The organism is Paraburkholderia sp. RL18-085-BIA-A (assembly GCF_046027075.1).
Lineage (GTDB): Bacteria > Pseudomonadota > Gammaproteobacteria > Burkholderiales > Burkholderiaceae > Paraburkholderia.
Genome location: NZ_JARESU010000059.1, coordinates 17,977 through 39,844, shown reverse-complemented (window position 1 = coordinate 39,844; position 21,868 = coordinate 17,977). Strand labels below are relative to the sequence as shown.

At 64.1% G+C, this 21,868-nt stretch carries 20 protein-coding genes and 1 pseudogene; 7 read left to right on the top strand and 14 right to left on the bottom strand.

Annotation, left to right across the window (positions count from 1 at the left end; all coding sequences use genetic code 11):
• Positions 1–100: 100 nt before the first annotated feature.
• The 6 genes and pseudogenes from P0D89_RS30620 to P0D89_RS30595 all read right to left on the bottom strand — a co-directional run bounded on the left by P0D89_RS30620 (position 101) and on the right by P0D89_RS30595 (position 6,752).
• Positions 101–955, bottom strand: coding sequence for an IclR family transcriptional regulator (locus P0D89_RS30620; protein ID WP_408377633.1), 855 nt, complete (start codon positions 953–955; stop codon positions 101–103).
• Positions 956–1,172: 217 nt separating this feature from the next.
• On the bottom strand, positions 1,173–1,535 hold the full coding sequence (locus P0D89_RS30615; RefSeq protein ID WP_408377632.1) for a hypothetical protein: 363 nt from the start codon (positions 1,533–1,535) through the stop codon (positions 1,173–1,175).
• 46 nt (positions 1,536–1,581) lie between these two features.
• Complete coding sequence (locus P0D89_RS30610) at positions 1,582–2,415, bottom strand: sugar phosphate isomerase/epimerase family protein (protein WP_408377631.1); 834 nt, start codon at positions 2,413–2,415, stop codon at positions 1,582–1,584.
• A gap of 35 nt (positions 2,416–2,450) precedes the next feature.
• On the bottom strand, positions 2,451–3,062 hold the full coding sequence (locus P0D89_RS30605) for an NIPSNAP family protein (protein WP_408361840.1): 612 nt from the start codon (positions 3,060–3,062) through the stop codon (positions 2,451–2,453).
• Positions 3,059–4,861: an FAD-dependent oxidoreductase gene (locus P0D89_RS30600; RefSeq protein ID WP_408377629.1), complete on the bottom strand. Its 1,803-nt coding sequence runs from the start codon at positions 4,859–4,861 to the stop codon at positions 3,059–3,061. Before P0D89_RS30600 ends, P0D89_RS30605 begins: the two co-directional genes overlap by 4 nt.
• Positions 4,862–4,962: 101 nt before the next feature.
• Positions 4,963–6,752: pseudogene (locus tag P0D89_RS30595) on the bottom strand (FAD-dependent oxidoreductase).
• A gap of 154 nt (positions 6,753–6,906) precedes the next feature.
• Here P0D89_RS30595 and P0D89_RS30590 point away from each other — a divergent pair.
• The 3 genes from P0D89_RS30590 (at position 6,907) to P0D89_RS30580 (ending at position 9,406) form a co-directional block, all read left to right on the top strand.
• Complete coding sequence (locus tag P0D89_RS30590) at positions 6,907–7,794, top strand: NAD-dependent epimerase/dehydratase family protein (RefSeq protein ID WP_408377628.1); 888 nt, start codon at positions 6,907–6,909, stop codon at positions 7,792–7,794.
• Between the two features lie 80 nt (positions 7,795–7,874).
• Positions 7,875–8,717 carry a shikimate dehydrogenase family protein gene (locus P0D89_RS30585; protein WP_408377627.1) on the top strand — a complete coding sequence of 281 codons (843 nt, stop codon included), beginning with the start codon at positions 7,875–7,877 and terminating at the stop codon, positions 8,715–8,717.
• Between the two features lie 65 nt (positions 8,718–8,782).
• Positions 8,783–9,406, top strand: coding sequence for an ABC transporter ATP-binding protein (locus tag P0D89_RS30580; protein ID WP_408361845.1), 624 nt, complete (start codon positions 8,783–8,785; stop codon positions 9,404–9,406).
• A gap of 94 nt (positions 9,407–9,500) precedes the next feature.
• Here P0D89_RS30580 and P0D89_RS30575 read toward each other — a convergent pair whose 3' ends face one another.
• Together P0D89_RS30575 and hmuQ are read right to left on the bottom strand one after the other, a co-directional pair.
• Entirely contained in the window at positions 9,501–10,508 is a 1,008-nt protein-coding gene (locus P0D89_RS30575) for a zinc-dependent alcohol dehydrogenase family protein (protein WP_408377626.1), read from the bottom strand.
• 431 nt (positions 10,509–10,939) lie between these two features.
• On the bottom strand, positions 10,940–11,254 hold the full coding sequence (gene hmuQ / locus P0D89_RS30570; protein ID WP_149672618.1) for a heme-degrading protein HmuQ: 315 nt from the start codon (positions 11,252–11,254) through the stop codon (positions 10,940–10,942).
• A gap of 200 nt (positions 11,255–11,454) precedes the next feature.
• Between hmuQ and P0D89_RS30565 the strand changes: the two genes are divergently transcribed.
• A complete protein-coding gene (locus P0D89_RS30565) occupies positions 11,455–11,652 on the top strand; it encodes a heavy-metal-associated domain-containing protein (protein WP_408361847.1) in 198 nt (65 codons plus the stop codon).
• Positions 11,653–11,761: 109 nt separating this feature from the next.
• Entirely contained in the window at positions 11,762–12,160 is a 399-nt protein-coding gene (gene copM / locus P0D89_RS30560; RefSeq protein WP_408361848.1) for a CopM family metallochaperone, read from the top strand.
• Between the two features lie 135 nt (positions 12,161–12,295).
• On the opposite strand, the gene P0D89_RS30555 is transcribed toward copM, so the two are convergent.
• Both P0D89_RS30555 and P0D89_RS30550 read right to left on the bottom strand, forming a co-directional pair.
• On the bottom strand, positions 12,296–12,919 hold the full coding sequence (locus P0D89_RS30555; protein ID WP_408361849.1) for a TetR/AcrR family transcriptional regulator: 624 nt from the start codon (positions 12,917–12,919) through the stop codon (positions 12,296–12,298).
• Positions 12,920–13,034: 115 nt separating this feature from the next.
• Positions 13,035–14,288: an MFS transporter gene (locus tag P0D89_RS30550; protein ID WP_408361850.1), complete on the bottom strand. Its 1,254-nt coding sequence runs from the start codon at positions 14,286–14,288 to the stop codon at positions 13,035–13,037.
• Positions 14,289–14,574: 286 nt separating this feature from the next.
• Between P0D89_RS30550 and P0D89_RS30545 the strand changes: the two genes are divergently transcribed.
• Together P0D89_RS30545 and P0D89_RS30540 are read left to right on the top strand one after the other, a co-directional pair.
• Positions 14,575–15,390 carry an enoyl-CoA hydratase/isomerase family protein gene (locus tag P0D89_RS30545; RefSeq protein ID WP_408361851.1) on the top strand — a complete coding sequence of 272 codons (816 nt, stop codon included), beginning with the start codon at positions 14,575–14,577 and terminating at the stop codon, positions 15,388–15,390.
• 50 nt (positions 15,391–15,440) lie between these two features.
• Positions 15,441–16,436 carry an MDR family oxidoreductase gene (locus tag P0D89_RS30540; RefSeq protein WP_408361852.1) on the top strand — a complete coding sequence of 332 codons (996 nt, stop codon included), beginning with the start codon at positions 15,441–15,443 and terminating at the stop codon, positions 16,434–16,436.
• Positions 16,437–16,585: 149 nt separating this feature from the next.
• On the opposite strand, the gene P0D89_RS30535 is transcribed toward P0D89_RS30540, so the two are convergent.
• From P0D89_RS30535 to acnD, 4 genes are all read right to left on the bottom strand, one after another.
• Positions 16,586–17,284, bottom strand: a complete 699-nt coding sequence (locus tag P0D89_RS30535; protein ID WP_408361853.1) for a class I SAM-dependent methyltransferase — start codon at positions 17,282–17,284, stop codon at positions 16,586–16,588.
• 10 nt (positions 17,285–17,294) lie between these two features.
• Complete coding sequence (locus P0D89_RS30530; protein WP_408361854.1) at positions 17,295–17,645, bottom strand: VOC family protein; 351 nt, start codon at positions 17,643–17,645, stop codon at positions 17,295–17,297.
• A 49-nt stretch (positions 17,646–17,694) separates the two neighbouring features.
• On the bottom strand, positions 17,695–18,882 hold the full coding sequence (gene prpF, locus P0D89_RS30525) for a 2-methylaconitate cis-trans isomerase PrpF (RefSeq protein ID WP_408361855.1): 1,188 nt from the start codon (positions 18,880–18,882) through the stop codon (positions 17,695–17,697).
• A 141-nt stretch (positions 18,883–19,023) separates the two neighbouring features.
• The gene (acnD, locus tag P0D89_RS30520; protein ID WP_408361856.1) at positions 19,024–21,621 is read right to left on the bottom strand and encodes a Fe/S-dependent 2-methylisocitrate dehydratase AcnD; all 2,598 of its coding nucleotides are present in this window, start codon (positions 21,619–21,621) and stop codon (positions 19,024–19,026) included.
• Positions 21,622–21,868: the final 247 nt, after the last annotated feature.

The window sequence follows — 21,868 nt, the reverse complement described above, 5'->3', positions numbered from 1 at the left end:
CGCATCTTGATGCCGTGGGCTCATTCGCTTACGCAGTGATGTTTTCATCGCGCGTCGATCTCGACGCGCTTTGCCGATGCGCGCAAACGCGTCTCACGCGTCACGCCGCACGCGGCCGCCCCTTGCGCTTCGGCTCGACCGGCTGCACCACGGCGGCCACCGGCGCCACGCGCAGACTGCGTTTGAAATACGGCGAACTCAGCGTGGCCGCGCCCATGTCCGTCGCGGCTTCGAGCAGCGCGGGTGCCAGCTCTTTCAGACGCGCGTCCGACAAACGGCTGGTCGGCCCCGCGAGACTGACGATGCCGACCACCAGCCCCGTCACCGGATGACGGATCACCGCCGCCATCGACGTCATGCCCGCCTCGTAGGTTTCGCTCGCGATGCCATAGCCGCGCTTGCGCGCGCCGTTCAGGTCCTGCAGGAACTGCTGGATCGTCTTCGGCGCCTTCGGCCCGCGCGGTCCCGCCTTGCCGATGCCGCCCTGGCGCGAGACGAGTTCGAGCGCTTCCTCGTCGCTCATCGTCGACAGCCACGCCTGGCCGCTCGCCGTGCAATGCAGCGGCGGTTGGCTACCCATGTCCGGGTCGTAGCGCAAACCGGATTTGGCGCCCTGCGCCTTGCCGACAAAAGTGATGCGATCGTCCTCGACCACGCCCAGACGCGCCAGCTCGCCCGAGGCCGCCGCCAGCCGGTCGAGCACCGGCTGCGAGATGTCGAGCACGCCGCCGGTGGACAGCCACATCAGCGCGAGCGACACCAGTTTGAGCGCCAGCACGTACTCGCCGTGCTCATCCTGACGCACATAGCCTTCTTCGCTCAACTCCGCGAGCAGCCGGTGCGTGCCGCTACGCGGAATGTTCAGCGTGTCGGCGATCGCGGCCAGTTGCATGCTGCCGCCCTGGCGCGCCAGCAATTCGATGATGGCCAGCGCCCGCTCCAGATTCCCCGCCATGATGATGCACTCTCAGTTCGATTTCGATCCCGAATGAGAACACGATTCCATATCGGAACTCAAGCGCGTTGGCACCGGGCTTGCACGAAATCCAGCCGACGCCGGCGGCCGTAGTCAGCGGCCCGCGCCCAACGCACAGGTCAGTGCCCAATCCCCGCACGCACCTGCAACGCCGGCCCGCGATGACGCGCGCCCTTCAACAGCACCGCGCAAGTCATCACCGTCTTGCGGCCGAAGCAGTCCGCGAGCGGCCCCTGAACAGCGCACCGAACGCCAACCCAAGCAGGCCGCCGCTCATCACGGGGCGGAGCGCATCGCGCGGAATCGCCCACGCGCTCGACAACGCCGGCGCGATGAAGCCGACCATCACGGTGTCGAGCCCATCGAGCGTGACGATGAACATGCACATCAGCAACACGAGAATCTGAAAGCGCCCGACCGGCTGTTCGTCGAGCAACTGCTGCACGCGATGACTCGCGATGCGCGCACGTTCGCCCGCATCGCCTTGCTTGAAGGTTCCATCTGCTTGTTCCAGACCGTTCTTGTCTTTATCGATTGACAGCGCCAGTCCGCAGCGCATCTTTGCCGTGCGCTTCGGCTCGGTGGACTGGCACGACGTTGACGGCTTACGTCATCGCGTAAGCCCGTTCGAGCACACCGAGCGTCGCCTCGCGCAGCTTGCGGGCACGAGCGAGCGCGGGCGCGGTGCGCGCCCACTGCTGCGTCGGCACTTCGATACTGAGCGGCAAATCATCCGGCAACGCGCGCAGGATGCCGGCGAGATCGATGCCGCCCTCGCCCGGAATCAGACGCTCGCAACGCGCCTGGAACAGCAGCGTGTCGAGGTCGGCGGGGCGCTCGGCCGGAGCGTCGCAAAACTGCACGTAGCCGAAGTACTCGCGCGGCAATGCACGTAACGCGACGGTCGACGAACCCGCGCGGTCGAAATGAATCGGATCGACGATCAAACCGGTGTTGGGCCGCGTCGTCGCCCTCACGATGCGCGCGCCTTGCGTGATGTCCTTCACGTCGGTCCACGGCATCGGTTCGAGCGACGGCGACAGGCCGAGCGGCGCGGCCAGATCGCACAGTTGCGCGAGACGCTCCGCCGTGCGCGCTTCGTCGGGATCGTTGCCCGCGACCAGCACGTAGCGCGCGCCGAATTCGGCGGCGGTGTCGAGCATCGGCTGATAGGCGCGCACGTCGGTATCAGGTTTGAGCCGCAGAATCTCGACGTCGAGCACCTTGATGCCGGTGTCGCGCAAACGCGCCAGCGTCTCGCGCTTTAGCGGCGTGGGGCCGATGATCTCGTGCCGCACTTCATGATCGGTGGCGGGCAACAGGCGCAGCCCGACAAAGTCGTAGCCGGCCTGCGCGGCACACTCCACCATCTGCGGCGGGCTTAGTTCGAGCACCGTCAACGCCGATAGCGAGAGCGCTCGCGAGTGATGCTGGGACATGTCGTCTCCTGGTGTTCAGATGCGTTCAATCGCGTTCAGCGCAGCGGCGAGAACGGCGCCGGCACGCAGATCGTCGACTCCATCGTGGTCAGATGCGCCGGGCCGCCCTTGGGCGGCCAGATGCCGTCCTTCACCGCTTCCGCGCGAATCCGCGAGCGTTCGTCGACGCTCGCATACGGCCAGATGTTCAGAAAGCGCGGCACGGTGCCGTCGAGCGAATACATCGCGCCAACCAGCGGCGAGCGCCGGGTACGCTCGGGCACGGCCTTCTCCCATGCATCGATGGTGTGCTGCAGGCTCGCCAGCTTCGTGCCGTAGACACGCATCTCGTAGATGCCGCCGTGCACGGCCGGCTCGATCGGCGGCAAAAACGGGAACAGCGCATAGCTGTCGATCTTCACGTCGGTGACGGACTCGCCGCAACCGAACGGATTGCCTTCGAGCAGCATGCGCTTGCGTTCGGTGATCAACGACGCTTCGGAGTCGAAACCGCGCAGCACCAGCACCTGCCCGAGCGCGCCGATGTCGGAATACCAGCAGCCGAGCAGTGTCGAGCCGGGCTGGTCGCCACTTGCCTTGATACTTTCGAAGACCTGCGCGTTCGCGCCGATTTTCACTGTGAGCGTGACGACGTCGTAGAGAGTCATTGCATGTGTCCTTGTGACGGGATGGTGGAATTCGTGGGCGGGGTGGGTTGTTTCGTCGAGTCCGCCTTGGCAGTTTGAGCCGCGCTGGCGAGAGCGAGTCCCGCGAGATAACCGAAGATCATCGCGGGGCCGAGCGTGATGCCGCCGCTCGGATAACAGCCGCCCATCATGCTGGCGCTGTCGTTGCCGACCGCGTACAGGCCCGGCACCGGTTGGCCGTTGTCGCCGAGTACATGGGCGCTTGCGTCGGTGGCGAGGCCCGCGAACGTGCCGAGGCTGCCGGGCAACAACTTCACTGCGTAGAACGGGCCGTCTTCGAGCGGCGCGACGCATGGGTTCGGTGTGTGCCGCGCGTCGCCCTGCACGCGGTTGTACGGCGTCGAGCCCTTGTGGAATTGCGGATCGTAGCCGTCCTTCGCATAGCTGTTGTATGCGGCGACGGTGTTCTCAAGTCCTTGCGGCTCGATCCCGCATTGCGCAGCCAGTTCGGCGAGACTGTTCGCGCGCTTCAGATAGCCCGAGCGGCGATACGGGGCGGTGGGAAACGGAAACGGCTTTGAAAAACCGAGGCCGTAACGGCGCTGGAATCGGTGGTCACAGACCAGCCATGCACACACTTCGTCGCCAGCGGGAGTCGTGCCGATCAGCGCGCTGATGAAGTCGTGATACGACGACGCTTCATTGACGAAGCGCTGCCCTGCCCGCGTCACCGCGATCACGCCCGGCTTCGCGCGCTCGATCAGATGCGGGAACGCGACGGCCGGTTGGCCGCCGCCTTGCGGCACGAGCGAGATGGGCGCCCATGCCGCGGGCGTCTCAAGCGACGCATCGAAATGCCCGCCGGCCGCTTCGCCGAGACGAATGCCGTCGCCGGTATTCGTGAGCGGCGCAGCGGACCAGTGCTCGTGCCCCGACGGCGTATAAGCGAAAGTCTGCGCGCGACGCGCGAGGTCGTGCGGATAACCGCCGCAAGCGAGCACCACGCCGAGCGCGGCGCGCACTTCGTGCGACACGCCGTCGATCTCGACACGCGCGCCGATCACGCGGCCGGCTTCCTTGCCCGCTTCACCACCCGTTTCGCGCAGCAACGCCACCGCCTTTGCATTCGTGCGCAAATCGACCCCACGGTCGTGCGCCGATTTCAGCAGACGCGCGACCAGCGCATTGCCGTTCACCAGATGCATCGAACGGCCATACCGCAGCTTGTGGCCCGCGAATGCCGCGAGGCGGCGCAGCACGTGCATGGCTGAGTGCAACGAGCGTGTGGCGTTGAAGAAGTGCGCGAGATCCTGGCCCGAGCCGATCGCCATGCCCTTGAGCGTCACGACGCCGAGCGGCGGGCGCAGCCGTTCAATCAGCGGACCGAGTTCGCGGCCGTCGAACGGCATCGCGCACACCGAGCGGCCGCCGCTCGCAGCGCCGGGCGTCGTATGAAAATCGGGAATGCGATTGCCGTCGATGAAACGCATCGACGTATGGCGTTCGAAAAACTCGACCATCCGCGGACCGGCTTCGAGCAATGCGTCGACCTTGGCGGTGTCGAAGTGGGTGCCGAGTTCGTTGCTCAGATAGGTCCGCGATGCTTCGGGTTCCTCCACAATTCCGGCACGCGCGGCGAGCGGGTTGCCGGGAATCCACATCCAGCCGCCCGACCATGCGCTCGTGCCGCCGAACACGTCGGCCTTCTCCGCCACCATCACGCGCAGCCCGCGCGTCGCGGCGGTCACCGCGGCGGCAAGACCAGCGGCGCCGGAACCCAGCACCAGCACATCACATTCGAGGATCGGTTCGCGCTTCATCGCCAGTTCGCTTCATCGTTGAACAGAGATCGGATCGGACTCATTTGTTGAATACTATTCCATTTCACAATACTATTTAAACCAGGCTGGGCCCTGGTTCGTCAGAGGATTTTTTCCTCGTGCCGCCCTGGTGCTCCGCTGACCGAATCGGATGAGGCCACATCTGACCGCGCCCCTTTCGCACGCGCCGCCGCATCGCGCCCTGCCAGATACGCAAACGCGAGCCCAGGTCCAAGCGTGATGCCGGGTCCGGGATACACGCCTCCCATCACCGATTGCATATCGTTGCCACACGCGTACAGCCCGCCGACCGGCTGATCGTCGCGGCCCAGCACGCGGCCCTTCTGATCGCTGACGAGCCCGGTCGCCGCGCCGATGTCACCCGGATAGAGCCGCACCGCGTAGAACGGTGCGCGCCCGATCGGTCCGAGGCAAGGGTTCGGTCCTGGCCAGTTCGGGTCGCCATTGGCGCGCTGGTAGTCGGTGGTGCCGCGCTGAAAATCCAGGTCCACCCCGGTTCGCGCGTATCCGTCGATGCGCGCGACGCTGTCGGCAAGTCCGGCTGCATCGATGCCGAGCTTCGCCGCGAGTTGGTCGAGCGTTTCGGCGCGGGTCAGATAGCCGTCCGCGAGAAATGGCGCAAGGCCCTTCCGCCCGGCCGCACCATGCCGAGCCCGTATTTGCGCAGGCCTTCCGCATCGGTGACGAGATACGCGGGCACCGACGGCGTCTTGCAATGCGCTTCCTGCATCGCAATGCCGAACAGGTGATACGAGGTGTTTTCGTTCAGGAAACGCTTGCCTTGCTGATTGACCACGAGCATGCCGGGCTTGCCGCGATCCATCAGAAAGTGCGGGAACACCGCAGTCGTGCCGTCGCTGCGTTTGCGCACCGAAACCGGCGCCCAGAACGCGTTGCTCAACGCGCCTTCGCCATAACGCGCGCCGATGGCGAGCGCCAGATCGTGCGCGCTGCCCGTGTGGCCCGGCGCGCCAGGACACCAGCTGGGGTCGGCGCCCGGCAGCATCGTGCGACGCCGCTGCGGATGCCGGTTGAAACCGCCGCTCGCGAGAATCACGCCACCTGTCACCGTGATCCGGCGACGCTGGCCGTTCTGACTCAGCGTCATGCTTTCGACGCTGCCGCCCGCGCCGGTATGCAACGACTCCAGTTTCGTGTTCACCAGCACCGTGACGTCCCGGGCCAGCAACGAATGCAGCAAGCGGCCAATCAGCGCATTGCCCATCACGAGACGCGTGCCGCGCGGCCAGCTCATGCGGTCGCGCACATGACGCGCGAGCAGCTTCACCGCATGGCGCAGCGACTTCAACGACTTCGTCATGTTGAGCAGATGAGCGACATCGTCGCGATCGACCATCATCCCGCCGAGCACCGTGAATTCGGGAATCGGCGGACGGATCAGCGCGAACTGTTTGCCGAGCTTGCGGCCGTCGAACGCGAGCGGTTCGAGCGCGCGGCCGCGCAACGTCGACCCCTCGAGTTCGGACAGATAGTCGGGATGAAACGGGCGCGCGCGATACTTCACGTCCGAATTCGCCTCGAGGTGCGCGACGGCCTGCGGACCCGCCTGCAGGAACGCGCGACGCAACGCCTCGTTGCTGCGCTCGCCGACCGCTCGGCGCAGAAAGGCCTCGGCGTTCGCGCTGCTGTCGTCCGGATTGACCGACGGGCCGTGCATCGAAGCCGGTATCCACGTGGTGCCGGCCGAAAAAGCGGTGGTGCCGCCCACATATTCGGTGCTCTCGACCAGCAGCACGCGCGCGCCGTCAATCGCGGCGAACAGCGCCGCCGACATGCCCGCCCCGCCTGCTCCGATCACGACGACGTCGAACGTTTCGTCCTGCTGCAAACCGCTGAGTGTCTCCACCATTTACTGCTCCTTTGCGCCCTTTGTGTTCTTTACCGGCGACGACCAGGCGGATTTTTTATGGCCCGTCGTTCATCTAGAATTTGCTATTGAATTGGAATACTATTCCACAAATGCAAAAATGCAAAGCGTTGAAACATTTCACGGAGACACAGCAATGCGCGTACTGGTGACGGGAGGAAGCGGTTTTCTGGCGGCGTGGGTCATGCGCCGCCTGCTCGACAAAGGCGTGAGCGTTAAGGCGTTCGATCTGCGCGCCGGCTCGCCGCTGCTGGAAGCGCTCGCACCGGAGCGAGCCGCGTCAGTGCAATGGGCGAGCGGCGACATCGCGCTCGCGGACGACGTGTCGCACGCGCTGGACGGTTGCGACGCGGTGATTCATCTGGCCGGCGTGCTGACGCCGGCATGCGCGCTCGATCCGGTGCGCGGCGCGCAAATCAATCTGATCGGCACGCTCAACGTATTCGAAGCCGCGCGCGCCGCCGGCTTGAAAAGCGTGTTGTATGCGAGCAGCGCAGGCGTGTTCGGTCCCGACGACGGCAGCGTGCCGTTTCCGCAGACCTTGTACGGCGCGTTCAAGCTCGCGTGCGAAGGCGCGGCGCGCGCCTACTGGCACGATCACGGCATCGCCAGCGTGGGCTTCCGGCCGCTCGTCGTGTATGGCGCCGGACGCGAAACCGGTTCGAGCGCCGGACCGAGTCTCGCGTGCCGCGCCGCGGCGCGACGCGAGCAGTACACGATTCCGTTCACTGGCTCGACCGGCCTCGTGTTCGCGGACGACGTGGCCGCCGCTTACGAAGCCGCGCTATTTGAAGCGCCGCGCGGCGCAAATGTGTTCACGTTGGCGGGCGACATCGTTTCGGTGGACCAGGTCATCGAACGGATCGGCGAGATCGTGCCGGGCGCGCGCATCGATGCAGCCGGTGAACCGTTGCCGATCGCCACGTCGTTTCCCGTCGACCCAGCGCTTGCGGACCTGCTGCCCGGTCTGCCGCACACGCCGCTCGATCAGGGCTTGCGGCAAACCGTGGCGTTCTATCGCTAACTCGCACTTCAATCCGATCAAGCAGGACAGCCCGGCATCGTGCACGATGCAACAGGTCTTCACTCTCTGGAGATTCGAACATGACGCAGGCTCACGCACTGCCGTTTTCCGCTTCACTCGACGAGGGCCTTATCGGCGCGACGCGGGTGTATTTCATCGTCGGCGATCCGATTGCGCAGGTGCGCTCGCCGTCCGGCGTGACCGCCGCGTTGCGCGCGGCCGGCCGCGACGCGCTGGTGGTCCCCGCTCACGTCGCCTCCGCCGACCTGCCCGCGTTCTTCGCGGGCGTCACGCCGATGCGCAACGTCGACGGCGTGATCATCACGGTGCCGCACAAGTTCAGCGCCGCCGAGTATTGCTCCACGTTGTCCAAGGAAGCGGGCTTCCTCGGCGCGGTCAACACGCTGCGCCGTACGGCGGACGGGCTGTGGCACGGCGGCATGTTCGACGGCACCGGCTTCGTTGCGGCGCTCGTCGATGCGGGTTGCGAGTTGCGCGGCAAACGCGCGTTGCTGATCGGCGCCGGCGGCGCGGGTTCCGCGATCGGCCATGCGCTGATGCAAAGCGGCGTCGGCTTGCTCGACGTGCGCGACAACGATGCGGAACGCACGGCTTCGCTGGTCGGGCGATTGAATGCGCTCGGGCATGGCGAAGCACGCAGCGTCGACGCCGCGGTGGAAGCTCATGCATACGACGTGGTCGTGAATGCGTCGCCGCTCGGCATGCGCGCGGACGATCCGTTGCCGATCGACTTATCGCGCTTGCCTGCCACGACGTTCGTCGGCGATGTCGTGACTAAACCGCCGCTCACGCCGCTGATCGAAGCGGCGCGCGCACGTGGCTGCCCGACCGTGACGGGCACGCAAATGTTCGGCCGTGTGTGCGACCGGATGGTGGCCTTCCTGCTCGACGTAGACCGGTGAAGGCAACGGCGTTGCGCTGCTAAACTGGCGCAACGCCAACCTGCTGAAACCATACGCTCCAACTCATGCTTCGATTCGACAACCTCAGCAAGCACTACGCCGACCGCATCATCTTCGAAGGACTGCACTACGACGCCGCATCGGGATGTATCGCGTTAAACGATGAATCGGGCAGCGGAAAATCGACGTTGCTCAGCATCCTGGCCGGCACGATCCAAGCCGACTCGGGCGATGTGTGGCTCGGCGGCCATTCGTTGCGCAGCGCGCCGCTCGCCGCGAAATCCGTGCTCGCGTATGTCCCCGAGGACTGCATGATCCATCCGGATCGGACCGGTCGTGAGTATCTGAAGGATGTGGCAGGGGAGAGAAAGACCACGGTCGAAAGCGATACGCTCGATCTGGCGGACCGTTTCGGCCTCACGCCACATCTCGACAAACATTTCGAACAGATGTCGTTCGGTACGCGGAAGAAGTTTTTCCTGACGGCCGCAGCGCTTGGCGAGACTCGCGTTGTCATCGCGGACGAACCGGCCGGCGGGCTCGACGCCGCCGCACGCGCCGTGCTGGCCGATTTGTTCAAATCGTTGGCGAGCACGCGCACGGTGTTCTTTACCAGCTACGACGCGGCATTGACGCAAGCGTGCGAAGCGACGAGCGTTGATTTCACGGGCCTCGCGCGGCGCGGTTGAGGGTTGCTGCAAGCAAAACGCTGTCCCGCGACCGTAGAAGCAGCGGGAGTCACGCCGTGATCTTCGGCTCCGCTCCCGCTTGCGGACGCGCTCGTCACATCGTCACGCAAATCTTCCCGAAGTGCGCGCCCGACTCCTCGTGCCGGAACGCATCGCCGAGTTTCTCCAGCGCAAACGTGCTGTCGATCACCGGCTTGATGCCCGTCACTTCCAACGCGCGGATCATGTCGATCTGATCCTGGCGGCTGCCCACGATCAGCCCTTGCAAGCGTTGCTGTCTTGCCATCAGCGCGGCGGTCGGCACCGGTCCCGCGCGCCCGGTCAACACGCCGATCAGCGCGATATGGCCGCCGATCCGGCAAGCGGTAATCGACTGCGGCAACGTGCCAGGACCACCTACTTCGATCACATGATCGACGCCTCGCCCATCCGTCAACTGACGAACCTGCTTGCCCCATTCGGGATTGTCGCGATAGTTGATCGTATGGTCCGCGCCCAGTTCGCGAAGCTTCGCGAGTTTCGCATCGGACGATGACGTGGCGATCACCGAAGCACCCATCGCTTTGGCGATCTGCAAGCCGAAGATCGACACGCCGCCTGTGCCGAGCACGAGCACCGTGCTGCCCGCTTTCAACTGCCCGTCCACGACGAGCGCGCGCCACGCGGTCAACCCGGCCGTCGTCAGCGTCGCTGCTTCGGCGTGACTGTAGCCGCGCGGTGCATGCGTGAAGTAGTGGCTCGGCAACACGACGACTTCGCGCGCGTAACCGTCCACGCCGTCGCCGGGCGTCGTGCGGAAGTCGCCGATTGCGGGCGGCCCGTTTTCCCAGAACGGGAAGAAGCACGACACCACGTGATCGCCGGCCTTGAATTCGCTCACGCCGGCGCCGACCGCTTCGACAATGCCAGCGCCGTCCGCCATCGGAATCCGGCCCGCTTCAGCAGGCAAGTTGCCGCTGGCCACGCCGTAGTCGTGATAGTTCAGCGAACTCGCGTGAATACGCACGCGAATCTGGCCCGCCGCGGGTTGACCAGGGTCCGCGAGATCGACCACCTGGAGGCTCGCCACAGTGGCGGGCGAACCGATTTTGACGGCTTTCATGGTTCTATTCCTTTGTGAGTTGCGCAGGCGCTCTGCAGGCATGCATCGGCATCGGACATGCTCGGCGATGCTTGCTGCGCAATGAAGATCGAGCCTGCCGGATGACTCATCAAAGAATACCGCATGCACGATTAACGCGTCGTCGCGCATGCAGTGCGCGGCTCATGCAACTCGCCCGGTGAATTGCTTCTCTGAATCGCCTCCACTGATAGCTCATCGTGAACGTCGCGATTGCGCACAGAAGTTGCCGCCGTCGTTCGCGCTCGACTGGTCGGCGTGGAAACTGCGTGGTGAGTCTCAAGGCAGCCGCTACATTCGTCGTGCCGGAGCGGGGAAAACGCGATGGATGTGACGGCAGACGCGAACCGCGCGCCCCGCAACTTTGCCCGTTCATTGCAAACGGGGTGCGGGACGCGGCCTTACTACGGTGACTACTTCACGGTCTGAATGACCTCGAAGCCTTCGAATTCCGGATGTCCGAGATAGAGCACACGATTTTCGTTTCCTGCACTCCGATGCGCGGCGCGAAAGGCTTCCGATTTCGTCCACGCTTCGAATGCGGCACGGTCGCGCCAAATCGTATGGCTCGAATACAGAACGTGATCTTCCTTCTGCGGTCCCTTCAGCAAATGAAATTCCACGAAGCCCGGAACCTCTTTCAGATGGGTGTCGCGAGACGTCCACACATTTTCGAACGCGGCCTCGGACCCAGGTGTCACTTTGAAGCGGTTCATGGCGATATACATGCTGTCAGCCTCTTTGCGGTTGCGATACGGTTGGCAGGCGGCGGGCTCTTCGGTTCACAACCTCATGAGCCCGCGATGAGGTTTTTTATTATAGGCCTGCGTCGGACCGGCTCCTCGCGTCAATCCATTAGCGAACGCGCTTGACCTTACCGTCGTGGGAAGGTCCACGCTTGTGTCTGGTTACTCATTGGAGGCAGCAAATGGAATTCGCAATCCCGGACATGACGTGTCAAGGATGTGCCAATGCGATCACTCGCGCGGTCAACCGTCTCGACCCTGCCGCGACGCTCGACGTTGATATCGCCGTCAAAACCGTCAAGATCGCGTCGATGCTGCCCGAGCAGCGGCTCATCGAGGTGATCGAGGCAGCAGGTTTTCATCCTTCAGCAGGAAATTGATCGGAATGCGGCCGGGAAGACGCGAGGCCTGGTTAAACTTCCGCTTCCCGGCAGCAAGCTCACCCGAGACCATCCACTCGGGACAATTTTTTACCAACGGACATCCACTATGAAAAACCTTCGCGCATTTCGTGCTCTTTGTATGTTCAGCGGCTTGACGTTTGCTGTAGCGGCGATGCCGGTTCACGCGCAGCAAGCGCCTGCGATGCAAGGCATGCATATGTCAGGTTCGGAGCACGGCGCAGCGGGCGAATCGACGGACGCGTTCAAAGCCGCCGACGAGAAAATGATGCATGACATGAGCGCACCCGAATACACGGGCGACGCCGACAAGGACTTCGTCGCGCACATGATTCCGCATCACCAGGGGGCGATCGAAATGGCGCAGGTGGAATTGAAGTATGGGAAGGACCCAGAGCTGAAGCGCCTGGCACGGAACATCATCAAGGCCCAGCACGATGAGATCGCGTTCATGCATCGCTGGCAGGCGAAGCACGGCGGCAAGTAAAAAGCGGCTTTGCGGTGCGGCGGCGTTGTGGTGTTGGACTTTGCGGCGAACCACGCGCCCGCCAACGCCGTGGTGGTGCAATGAGGCCGTATCTTGCAGAGCGCCCGACACCTCACCACTACGGTTGAAAAAGATCTATTTCTGATCCGCGCGCTTCGCCGAGCATTTCAAATGCTCGATGAACGCCACACTCGCATCATCCAGCGGCGCGCGTGACTTCTCCAGCTTCGAGCACAGCACCGCCCCTTCCCACGCGTTCCAGAAGTATCGGGCGAGCGCCGCCGTATCCGCGTCCGCGCGAACCTGGCCTGCCTCCTTCGCTTCGTCGAGACAGACCTGGATGCGCCGGCGCCAATCCTGGATCACGCTCAGCAGCGCCGCGCGAAACGTTTCGTCGAGCGCGGCGAGTTCCTGACTGAGATTGCCCACCAGACAGCCGCGCTTGAAGTCGAAGCGCTCCATGCCGCTCGCCGCGTCTTCGGCGAACGCTTCGATACGGCTGATCGGGTCGAGCGTGGTATCGCTGAGATGGCGATCGAGTTTGCGCGCGAAGTACGCGGCGTAGCTCTCGATCACTTCCAGCGCGTATGCGTCCTTGCTGTTGAAGTAGTAATGGAACGAGCCTTTGGGCACACCCGCGAGCGCGACCAGTTCGTCCAGCGAGAAATTGTAGAAACCCTTCTCGGTAAGAATGGCTACGCCGATGCGTACCAGTTCGGCGCGTCGCCCGCTGTCGCGTTTGGTTGTCGTGGTCGCCATTTTTCTTGTCCTCTCCTCATTGACTGCTGAGACTGCTAACACTTCAATCGAGTCTGCCGTTGCGTACCTGCGCTGCCTATGCACTGTCCCGCCCGGCCGCGCATCGCGACGCCGATCACCACAGCGGCCGCTTGCGAAGCAGCGGCCTCATCGCGATCAAACCGATGATCGGTCCAGGCAACAGCAGCCAGGCGACCCGCGCATCGAGCGAATGATAGGCGCTCGTCGACCACAGGATCGAACACGCCGACAGGAAAAAGCCGAAGCTGTTCTGCAACGTCAACGCTCCGCCGATTTTGTCGGCGGGACATGCCTTGACCGACAGCGCGGAGAATTGCGGCGAATCGGCGATCACGCTGATGCCCCATACCAGCAACAGCGCAAGCTGCCCGGCGGTGCCCAGCGTCGACGCGAGCGGATAGACCGCGCACAGCGTGCCCGAGATCGTCAACGCAAGCGCGGCGGTGCGCGCGCTGCCGGCCGATTTGCTCAGCTTGCCACCCAGCAGGCAGCCAATCGCGCCGATCGCGATGATCAGAAACGACCACAGCGCGACTACACTGGCCGACGCATGCGCGCCGCCCGCAAACGCACGCTGCACCAGAAGCGGCGTCAGCGTCCAGAACGCGTACAGCTCCCACATGTGCCCGAAGTAGCCGAGCGCCGCCGCGCGAAACTCGCTGATCCGCAAGACCTGCCCGACTCCCGCCGACAAACCCGCGCGACGCTTGCCCGCGCGCCGCGCATGCGGCCCTTCGCCGAGCGCAAGCACCAGCAGCGCGCCGATCACCGCGAGCATCGACGAAGCCAACACCACGGTTTGCCAGGCAACGGTGGAGAACAGACCGCGGATCGCATGGACCGACGCCGTGCCGAGCGTCAGCATCGCGACCAGCAACGCGAGCGTCTGCGCGGCCCGGCGAGGGTCCCACGACACCAGCAGCTTCATCCCTAGCGGATAGATGCCCGCGAGCGCAACGCCCACACCGAACCGGAACACGATTGCGGATGCAAGCCCGGTGCTGCACAGCGCGAACAGCGCGTTCAAAGCGGCGCCGAGAACGCCGCACACGGCGAACACCTTGCTGGCCGAGACACGATCCGCGAGTCCGGTGGTTGCCGAAATCAGCGTGCCGACGATGAAGCCCGCCTGCACCGCATTCGTCAGCCAGCCAATACCGGACGCGTTCAATTGCCACGCTGTCTGCAAGTCGCGCATCGCACCGTTCGCACTGAACCATAGCGACGTGCCGAGCAGTTGCGCGACGGCGATCACCAGCACGGCGCGATTCGCGCGTGCCGTAATCAGCGCCGCCTCTGTCGCGCTTACGGTACTCGCCGCGTCTGCGGCATCCAGCCTGTCCTCCATCCCGCCTCCTCCAGCTCGCTACTGCGCGCGGCCTGCGCGGCGAGCCATTGTCGTGTCGATCGTCCCTTCTTTTCACGCGATCGGGACTTACCCGAGCCACTATAATTTTTTGTAGACGACCAGTCAACTAGTGTCTATAAAGACTAACTGACCGGTCGTCTACAACCGGGGTCGATAGCGGGCACGGCCTTGAGCGGGCAGCCGCGAATTGCGCAGCATGGTGGCGACCGGCACCCTCCGCCCGTTCGTCCCGCTCAACCGTCACGTTCAATAGGAAGACCGATCCATGTCCACATTTTCCACGTTGCTGTACGCCGTTGAACAGAACGTTGCTCACCTCACGCTGAATCGTCCCGAGCGGTTGAATGCGCTTGGCAAGCTATCGCACATGGAGATCAACGCCGCGCTCGATCTCGCCGAGGCCGACCAGAGCGTCAAGGCGATCGTGATCAGCGGCGCGGGCAAGGCGTTCTCGTCCGGATTCGATCTGAAGGAACAGATGGAGGCGCGGCCCGAGGGCGAGGCCGTGTGGCGCGAAATCCTCGCGCGCGATTTCGACACCACCATGCGCTTCTGGGATTCGCCCAAGCCGACCATCGCGGCGGTGCACGGCGCGTGTCTCGCGGGCGCGTTCGAGATCGCGCTGGCCTGCGATATCACGGTCGCCACGCCGGGCGCGACCTTCGGCGAGCCCGAACTGAAGTTCGGCGCGGGCATCGTCACGATGCTGCTGCCGTGGATGACCAACCCCAAACAGGCAAAGGAAATCATCCTGACCGGGCTCGACCGCATCGACGCGCAGTCCGCGCGCGAGCTGGGTCTGGTCAACCGCATCGTGCCGGAAGGCGAGCACGTTGCCGAAGCGCTGCGTATCGCGCACGCGATGGCGGTGATCGACCCCAACCTCGTGCGCGTGACCAAGACCGCGATCAATCACAGCTTCGAGGCGCGCGGCATGAAGGCCGCGTTGCAACACGCGCTCGATCTCGATCACGCGATCGAGACCGCCGGCTCGCCCGACAAGAAGGCGTTCATGGCGGTGGCGCGCGAACAGGGCATGCGCGAAGCCATTCAATGGCGCGACCGGCGGTTTTCCCGCTAAAGCCGGGCGCCGCAACCTCTTTCCTTTTGAACTACCGGGAGATCACTCACATGTCGGAACAGACTTTCAACGCAATGATTCTTCGCGAAGAAGACAGGAAGACCAAGGCCACGATCGAAACGCTGTCGTTCGACGCGCTGCCCAATGAAGACACGCTCGTCAAGATCGACTTTTCGACGATCAACTTCAAGGACGCGCTCGCCGTCACTGGCGCGGGCAAGATCGTCAAGACGTGGCCGCTCGTGCCCGGCGTCGACTTCGCGGGGACGGTGGTCGAAACCACCAATCCGAATCTCGAAGTCGGCCAGAAGGTGGTGCTCACCGGCTGGAGCGTCGGAGAAAAGTACTGGGGCGGCTACAGCCAGTATCAGCGCGTGCGCGGCGATTGGCTCGTGCCGCTGCCCGTCGGACTCAGCACGCGGCAGGCGATGATGATCGGCACCGCCGGCTTCACCGGCATGCTCTGCGTGAATGCGCTCGAAGCCGCGGGCATCCGGCCGCAAAGCGGCCCGGTTCTGGTGACGGGCGCGGCGGGCGGCGTGGGCAGCGTGGCCGTGGCGATCCTGACCAAGCTCGGTTACGAGGTCAGCGCGTTGACGGGCAATCCCGCCAAACACGACTACGTGAAGCGCCTCGGCGCGAAGGAAGTGATCGACGGCCCCGAGTGGAGCGAACCGCCGCGCGCGCTGGAAGGCCAGCGCTGGGCTGCGGCGATCGATACGGTTGGCTCGAAGGTGCTGGCGCGCGTGCTGGCCGAGATGAATTACGGTGGCGTCGTCGCCGCGTGCGGCCTTGCCGCCGGTGCTGATCTGCCGACGACCGTGATGCCTTTCATCCTGCGCGGCGTCAAGTTGATCGGGGTGGACTCGGTCATGCTGCCGTCGAAAGACCGGATCAGCGCGTGGCAGCGCATTGTGCGTGATCTGCCGCTGTCGGTGCTCGATGGAATTACGTCGAAAACCGTTCCGTTGGCGGAAGTGAGCGGCGCCGCGGCGGATATGCTCGCGGGGAAATTGCAGGGGCGGGTTCTGGTTGATGTGAATTGAGAGGGCGGTTCGTACGGCTTAGGCGATTAGCTTGATTAGCCGCGTTGGTTTGAAAGCCGGGCCGGGATGGATGATGACCGTCCCGGCCCGCGCTTTTTTGCCAGTCCGCAATGATTAGATTCGTCGATCGTTCATGCCACGCCGGCAAATTATTGAGCTTTTTGCGGCCGCTGCTGCGGTCCAGGCGTGGATACGTAATTCGCGCCGAAGCCAGCTGACATTGCGATCATCCAGGAGCGTTGCTCAAACGCTAATCGCGTCCAGCTCACGCCCATATTCCGATTGGACTGCTGAACTGACTCGGTATGCAAACGCTGCACGACTTGCAAACCCTCGCTGGCCGCAAGTTGGATCGTCTCTTCAGGCGTGACGTCAAACATGCGGCGGCCATATGGAACGGGCCCGTGTCGCAAAGACATAATCAACACGCCGCCCTCGCACACAAGAGAACTCACGTTAGGCATTGCCCGGCGGCGCTGTTGCTCATCGAGGTGCATCCATACGGCCGTGAGCATGACCACATCAAATGTCTCGCGCCGCGAAAGCAGGATAGCGAGGTCGGGCAAGCTATCGTCGATCCACTCGATGCGCGGCGACGAATGCAGATCGATTCCCGCAGTACGCAGTGCGTCGACCGGCTCAACGGCTACCACCGTGTGCCCCATCGCGGCGAATGCGGCCGCATCAGTCCCCAACCCGGAACCGATGTCGAGAATTCTCGACGAGGCGTCCGGTATGAGGTGCAGGACTGACCGGTGCTGGTCGGCGAACGAAATGCTCTGCCATTGCTCGACCAGAGCTTGCGCTTGTTCCGCATAGCCTTCCGTGCCGCTTACTTTGATGGACATCGATAGCGCATCAAAGATGAGCAAGCACATTGACAAGCTTGCCGAACGGATCGCGGACATAAAACCGCCGCACACCCCACGGTTCGTCGACCGGACCATATTCGACCGGAATCGCCGCCGCCTTCACGCGCTCAAGCGCGACGGCAATATCGTCCACTTCGATCGACAGGTCAGGCGTAGGCGTACCCGATCCTCCTTGCGAAGCGATACTGATCTGCACATCCATCTTTTCGGACGAACCGTACGTGGCAATCCAGCCATGATCCATCAGCAACTCGAGACCGAATATCTGCTGGTAGAAGCGCTTCGCATCATCCACCGCCTGCGTGCTGATATTCGCGACGATCCTTTTGACTTTCATGGTTCCCTCCATGACCGTGGCGACGACACGCCTCAACACCGCACGACCCTCACCCCTCCTGCGGAACCCGCACCCATCCCTCCATCAACACTCTTGCGCTACGGCTCATCATGGCCTTGGTCACCGTCCACTCGCCATCGTTCTGACTCGCTTGCGCGCCCACCCGCAACGTGCCCGACGGATGCCCGAAGCGCACCGCCTCACGCTCGCCGCCGCCGGCCGCCAGATTCACGAGCGTGCCCGAAATCGCCGCCGCCGTGCCGATCGCCACCGCCGCCGTGCCCATCATCGCGTGATGCAGCTTGCCCATCGACATCGCGCGCACCAGCAGATCGACGTCGGCCGCGCCGACGCGCTTGCCGCTCGACGCCACGTAATCGGCCGGCTTCGCGACGAAAGCGATCTTCGGCGTATGCTGCCGCGTCGCGATCTCGTCGAGATGCTTGATGAGGCCCATGCGCAGCGCGCCGTGCGCACGAATGGTCTCGAACATCGCCAGTGCTTTCTCATCGCTATTGATGGCGTCCTGCAACTCCGTGCCCGTGTAGCCGATCGCCTGCGCGTTCACGAAGATGGTCGGAATGCCCGCGTTGATCATGGTCGCCTTCAGCGTGCCGACGCCCGGCACTTCTAGATCGTCGACCAGATTGCCGGTGGGGAACATCGAGCCGCCCGCGCCCTCTTCTTCCGCTGCCGGGTCCATGAATTCGAGCTGCACCTCCGCTGCGGGAAAGGTCACGCCGTCGAGTTCGAAGTCGCCGGTTTCCTGCACGGCGCCACCGGTCATCGGCACGTGTCCGATGATCGTCTTGCCGATGTTGGCCTGCCAGATGCGCACGGTGGCCACGCCATCGCGCGGAATGCGGCTCGCGTCGACCAGACCCGCGCTGATCGCGAACGGACCGACCGCGGCGGACAGGTTGCCGCAATTGCCGCTCCAGTCGACGAAGGCTTTATCGATCGACACCTGGCCAAACAGATAGTCCACGTCGTGACCGGGCCGGCTGCTTTTAGCGACGATCACCGTCTTGCTGGTGCTCGACGTCGCGCCGCCCATGCCATCGATCTGCTTGCCGTATGGGTCGGGGCTGCCGATCACGCGCATCAGCAGCGCGTCGCGCGCGGCGCCGGGCGTTTGGGCCGCCTCGGGCAAATCCTGCAGGCGGAAAAACACACCTTTGCTGGTGCCGCCACGCATGTAGGTGGCCGGAATCTTGATCTGCGGTTTATGGGCCATGAAAGTCGTGTCCTGAAGTGAGCAGGCGGCATGGCTTGCGAGGCCATACCGCCCTGTGCTGCGTTACGTTACGTTCATCGCTGAATCGCCCGCTCCGGCGGATTCAGGCGACTCAATCAAATCGCGTCGACCGAAGCCGTTTCAAGCCGCCGCCTTCGACGACTCCAGAAAGTCCTGCGCAAAGCGCTGCAACACGCCGCCGGCTTCGTAGATGGAAACCTCTTCAGCCGTGTCGAGCCGGCACGTCACCGGCACCTCGACGCGCTCGCCATTCCTGCGGTGGATCACCAGCGTCAAATCCGCACGCGGCTTGCGTTGGCCGATCACATCGAACGTTTCCGTCCCGTCGATGCCGAGCGTGATGCGATTCACCCCCGCCTTGAACTCGAGCGGCAACACACCCATGCCCACCAGGTTCGTGCGGTGAATGCGCTCGAATCCTTCCGCGACGATCGCCTCCGCGCCCGCCAGGCGCACGCCCTTGGCCGCCCAGTCGCGCGACGAACCCTGGCCGTAGTCGGCCCCGGCAATCACGATCAGCGGCTGCTTGCGCTCCATGTAGGTTTCGATCGCTTCCCACATGCGCGTGACCTTGCCCTCGGGCTCGATGCGCGCGAGCGAACCGGCCTTCACCTTGCCGTCTTCGAGCACCATCTCGTTCTTCAGCGTCGGGTTCGCGAACGTCGCGCGCTGCGCGGTCAGGTGATCGCCGCGATGCGTCGCGTAGGAATTGAAGTCCTCTTCAGGCAGGCCCATTTTCGCGAGGTATTCGCCCGACGCGCTGTCCAGCAGAATCGCGTTGGACGGCGACAGGTGGTCGGTCGTGATGTTGTCGCCGAGCACCGCCAGCGCCCGCATGCCCTTGAGCGTGCGCTCGCCGGCCAGCGCGCCTTCCCAATACGGCGGACGGCGAATGTAGGTGCTCATCTCGCGCCAGTCGTACAGCGGATTGGCTTTCTCGCCCGTGTCGACGGACACCGCGAACATCGGCTCGTAGACCTTGCGGAACTGCTCCGGCTTCACGCTCGAGGCGACGATCGCGTCGATTTCCTCGTCCGACGGCCAGATGTCCTTCAGCGTGACGGCATGGCCGTCGGCGTCGATACCGAGCACGTCCTTCTCGATGTCGAAGCGGATCGTGCCCGCAATCGCATAGGCGACCACGAGCGGCGGCGACGCGAGAAACGCCTGCTTCGCATACGGATGGATCCGGCCGTCGAAGTTGCGGTTGCCGGACAGCACGGCGGTCGCATACAGATCGCGCTCGACGACTTCCTTCTGGATTACCGGATCGAGCGCGCCGGACATGCCGTTGCACGACGTGCACGCATACGCGACCACGCCGAAGCCCAGCGTCTCCAGCTCGGGCAGCAGACCCGCCTCTTCGAGATACAGCGTGACCGCTTTCGAGCCCGGCGCGAGCGAGGTCTTCGCCCACGGCTTGCGGGTCAGTCCGCGCCGGTTCGCGTTGCGCGCCAGCAGGCCGGCGGCGATCATGTTGCGCGGATTGTTGGTGTTCGTGCAACTGGTGATCGCGGCGATGATGACCGCGCCGTCAGGCATCAGCCCCGGCTCGTTCTCCACCTTCCCGCTGATGCCGCGCGCCGCCAATTCGGATACCGGCAAGCGGCGATGCGGATTCGACGGCCCGGCGAGCGTGCGCACCACGCTGGACAGATCGAACTTCAGCACGCGTTCATACTCGGCGTGCTTCAGCGTGTCGGCCCACAAGCCCGTTTCCTTCGCATACGTCTCCACCAGCTTGACGAGTTCGTCGTCGCGGCCGGTGAGCTTCAGATACTTGATGGTCTGCTCGTCGATGTAGAACATCGCGGCCGTCGCGCCGAATTCGGGCGCCATGTTGGCAATGGTCGCGCGGTCGCCGAGCGTGAGTTTCGCGGTGCCCGTGCCATAGAATTCGAGGTACGCGCCGACCACCTTTTCCTTGCGCAGGAATTCGGTCAGCGAAAGGACTACGTCGGTCGCCGTGATGCCCTCGCCCGGCTTGCCCGTCAGTTCCACGCCGACGATGTCCGGCAGCCGCATATACGACGCGCGGCCCAGCATCACGCTTTCCGCTTCGAGGCCGCCCACGCCGATCGCGATCACGCCGAGCGCGTCCACCATCGGCGTATGCGAGTCGGTGCCGACCAGCGTATCGGGGAACGCCACGCCGTCTTTCACCTGCACCACCGGGCTCATGCGCTCCAGGTTGATCTGATGCAGGATGCCGTTGCCCGGCGGAATCACATCGACGTTCTTGAACGCGCGCTTGGTCCAGTTGATGAAATCGAAGCGGTCTTCGTTGCGCCGGTCTTCGATCGCGCGGTTCTTCGCGAACGCATCCGGATCGAAACCGCCGCATTCGACCGCGAGCGAATGGTCGACCACGAGTTGTGTCGGCACCACCGGATTGACCAGTGCCGGGTCGCCGCCTTGCGCGGCAATCGCATCGCGCAGGCCGGCGAGGTCGACCAGCGCGGTCTGGCCGAGAATGTCGTGACACACCACGCGCGCCGGGAACCACGGGAAGTCCAGTTCGCGCTGGCGCTCGATGATCTGCTTGAGCGACGCGGTCAACATCGCCGGATCGCAGCGGCGCACGAGGTTTTCGGCCAGCACGCGCGACGTGTACGGCAGTTTGTCGTAGGCGCCGGGCTGGATCGCGTCGACCGCGGCGCGCGTATCGAAGAAATCGAGCTGGGTGCCCGGAAGGCGTTTGCGGTTTGCAGTATTCATGGCGTGGGGAACAAATAAAGTAATGAGCGGGCGTCGATCGCGATCAGCGGCGGCTTTTCGCTTTTGGGGCGGGCCGGTCAGACAATGTGTGTAGTTTAGCTCGCTGGTTCGCGGCCGCCTGATTGAACACGTCGCACGAGCGGCTGCTCGGGCAACTGCTTCAGTCGTCGCTGCAAAAAGCAGCCCTGGCTCCGGGTGTCGGTGAGCCAGGGCCCAAGTTCATTGCATCAACTTTCGAGGACGCAAC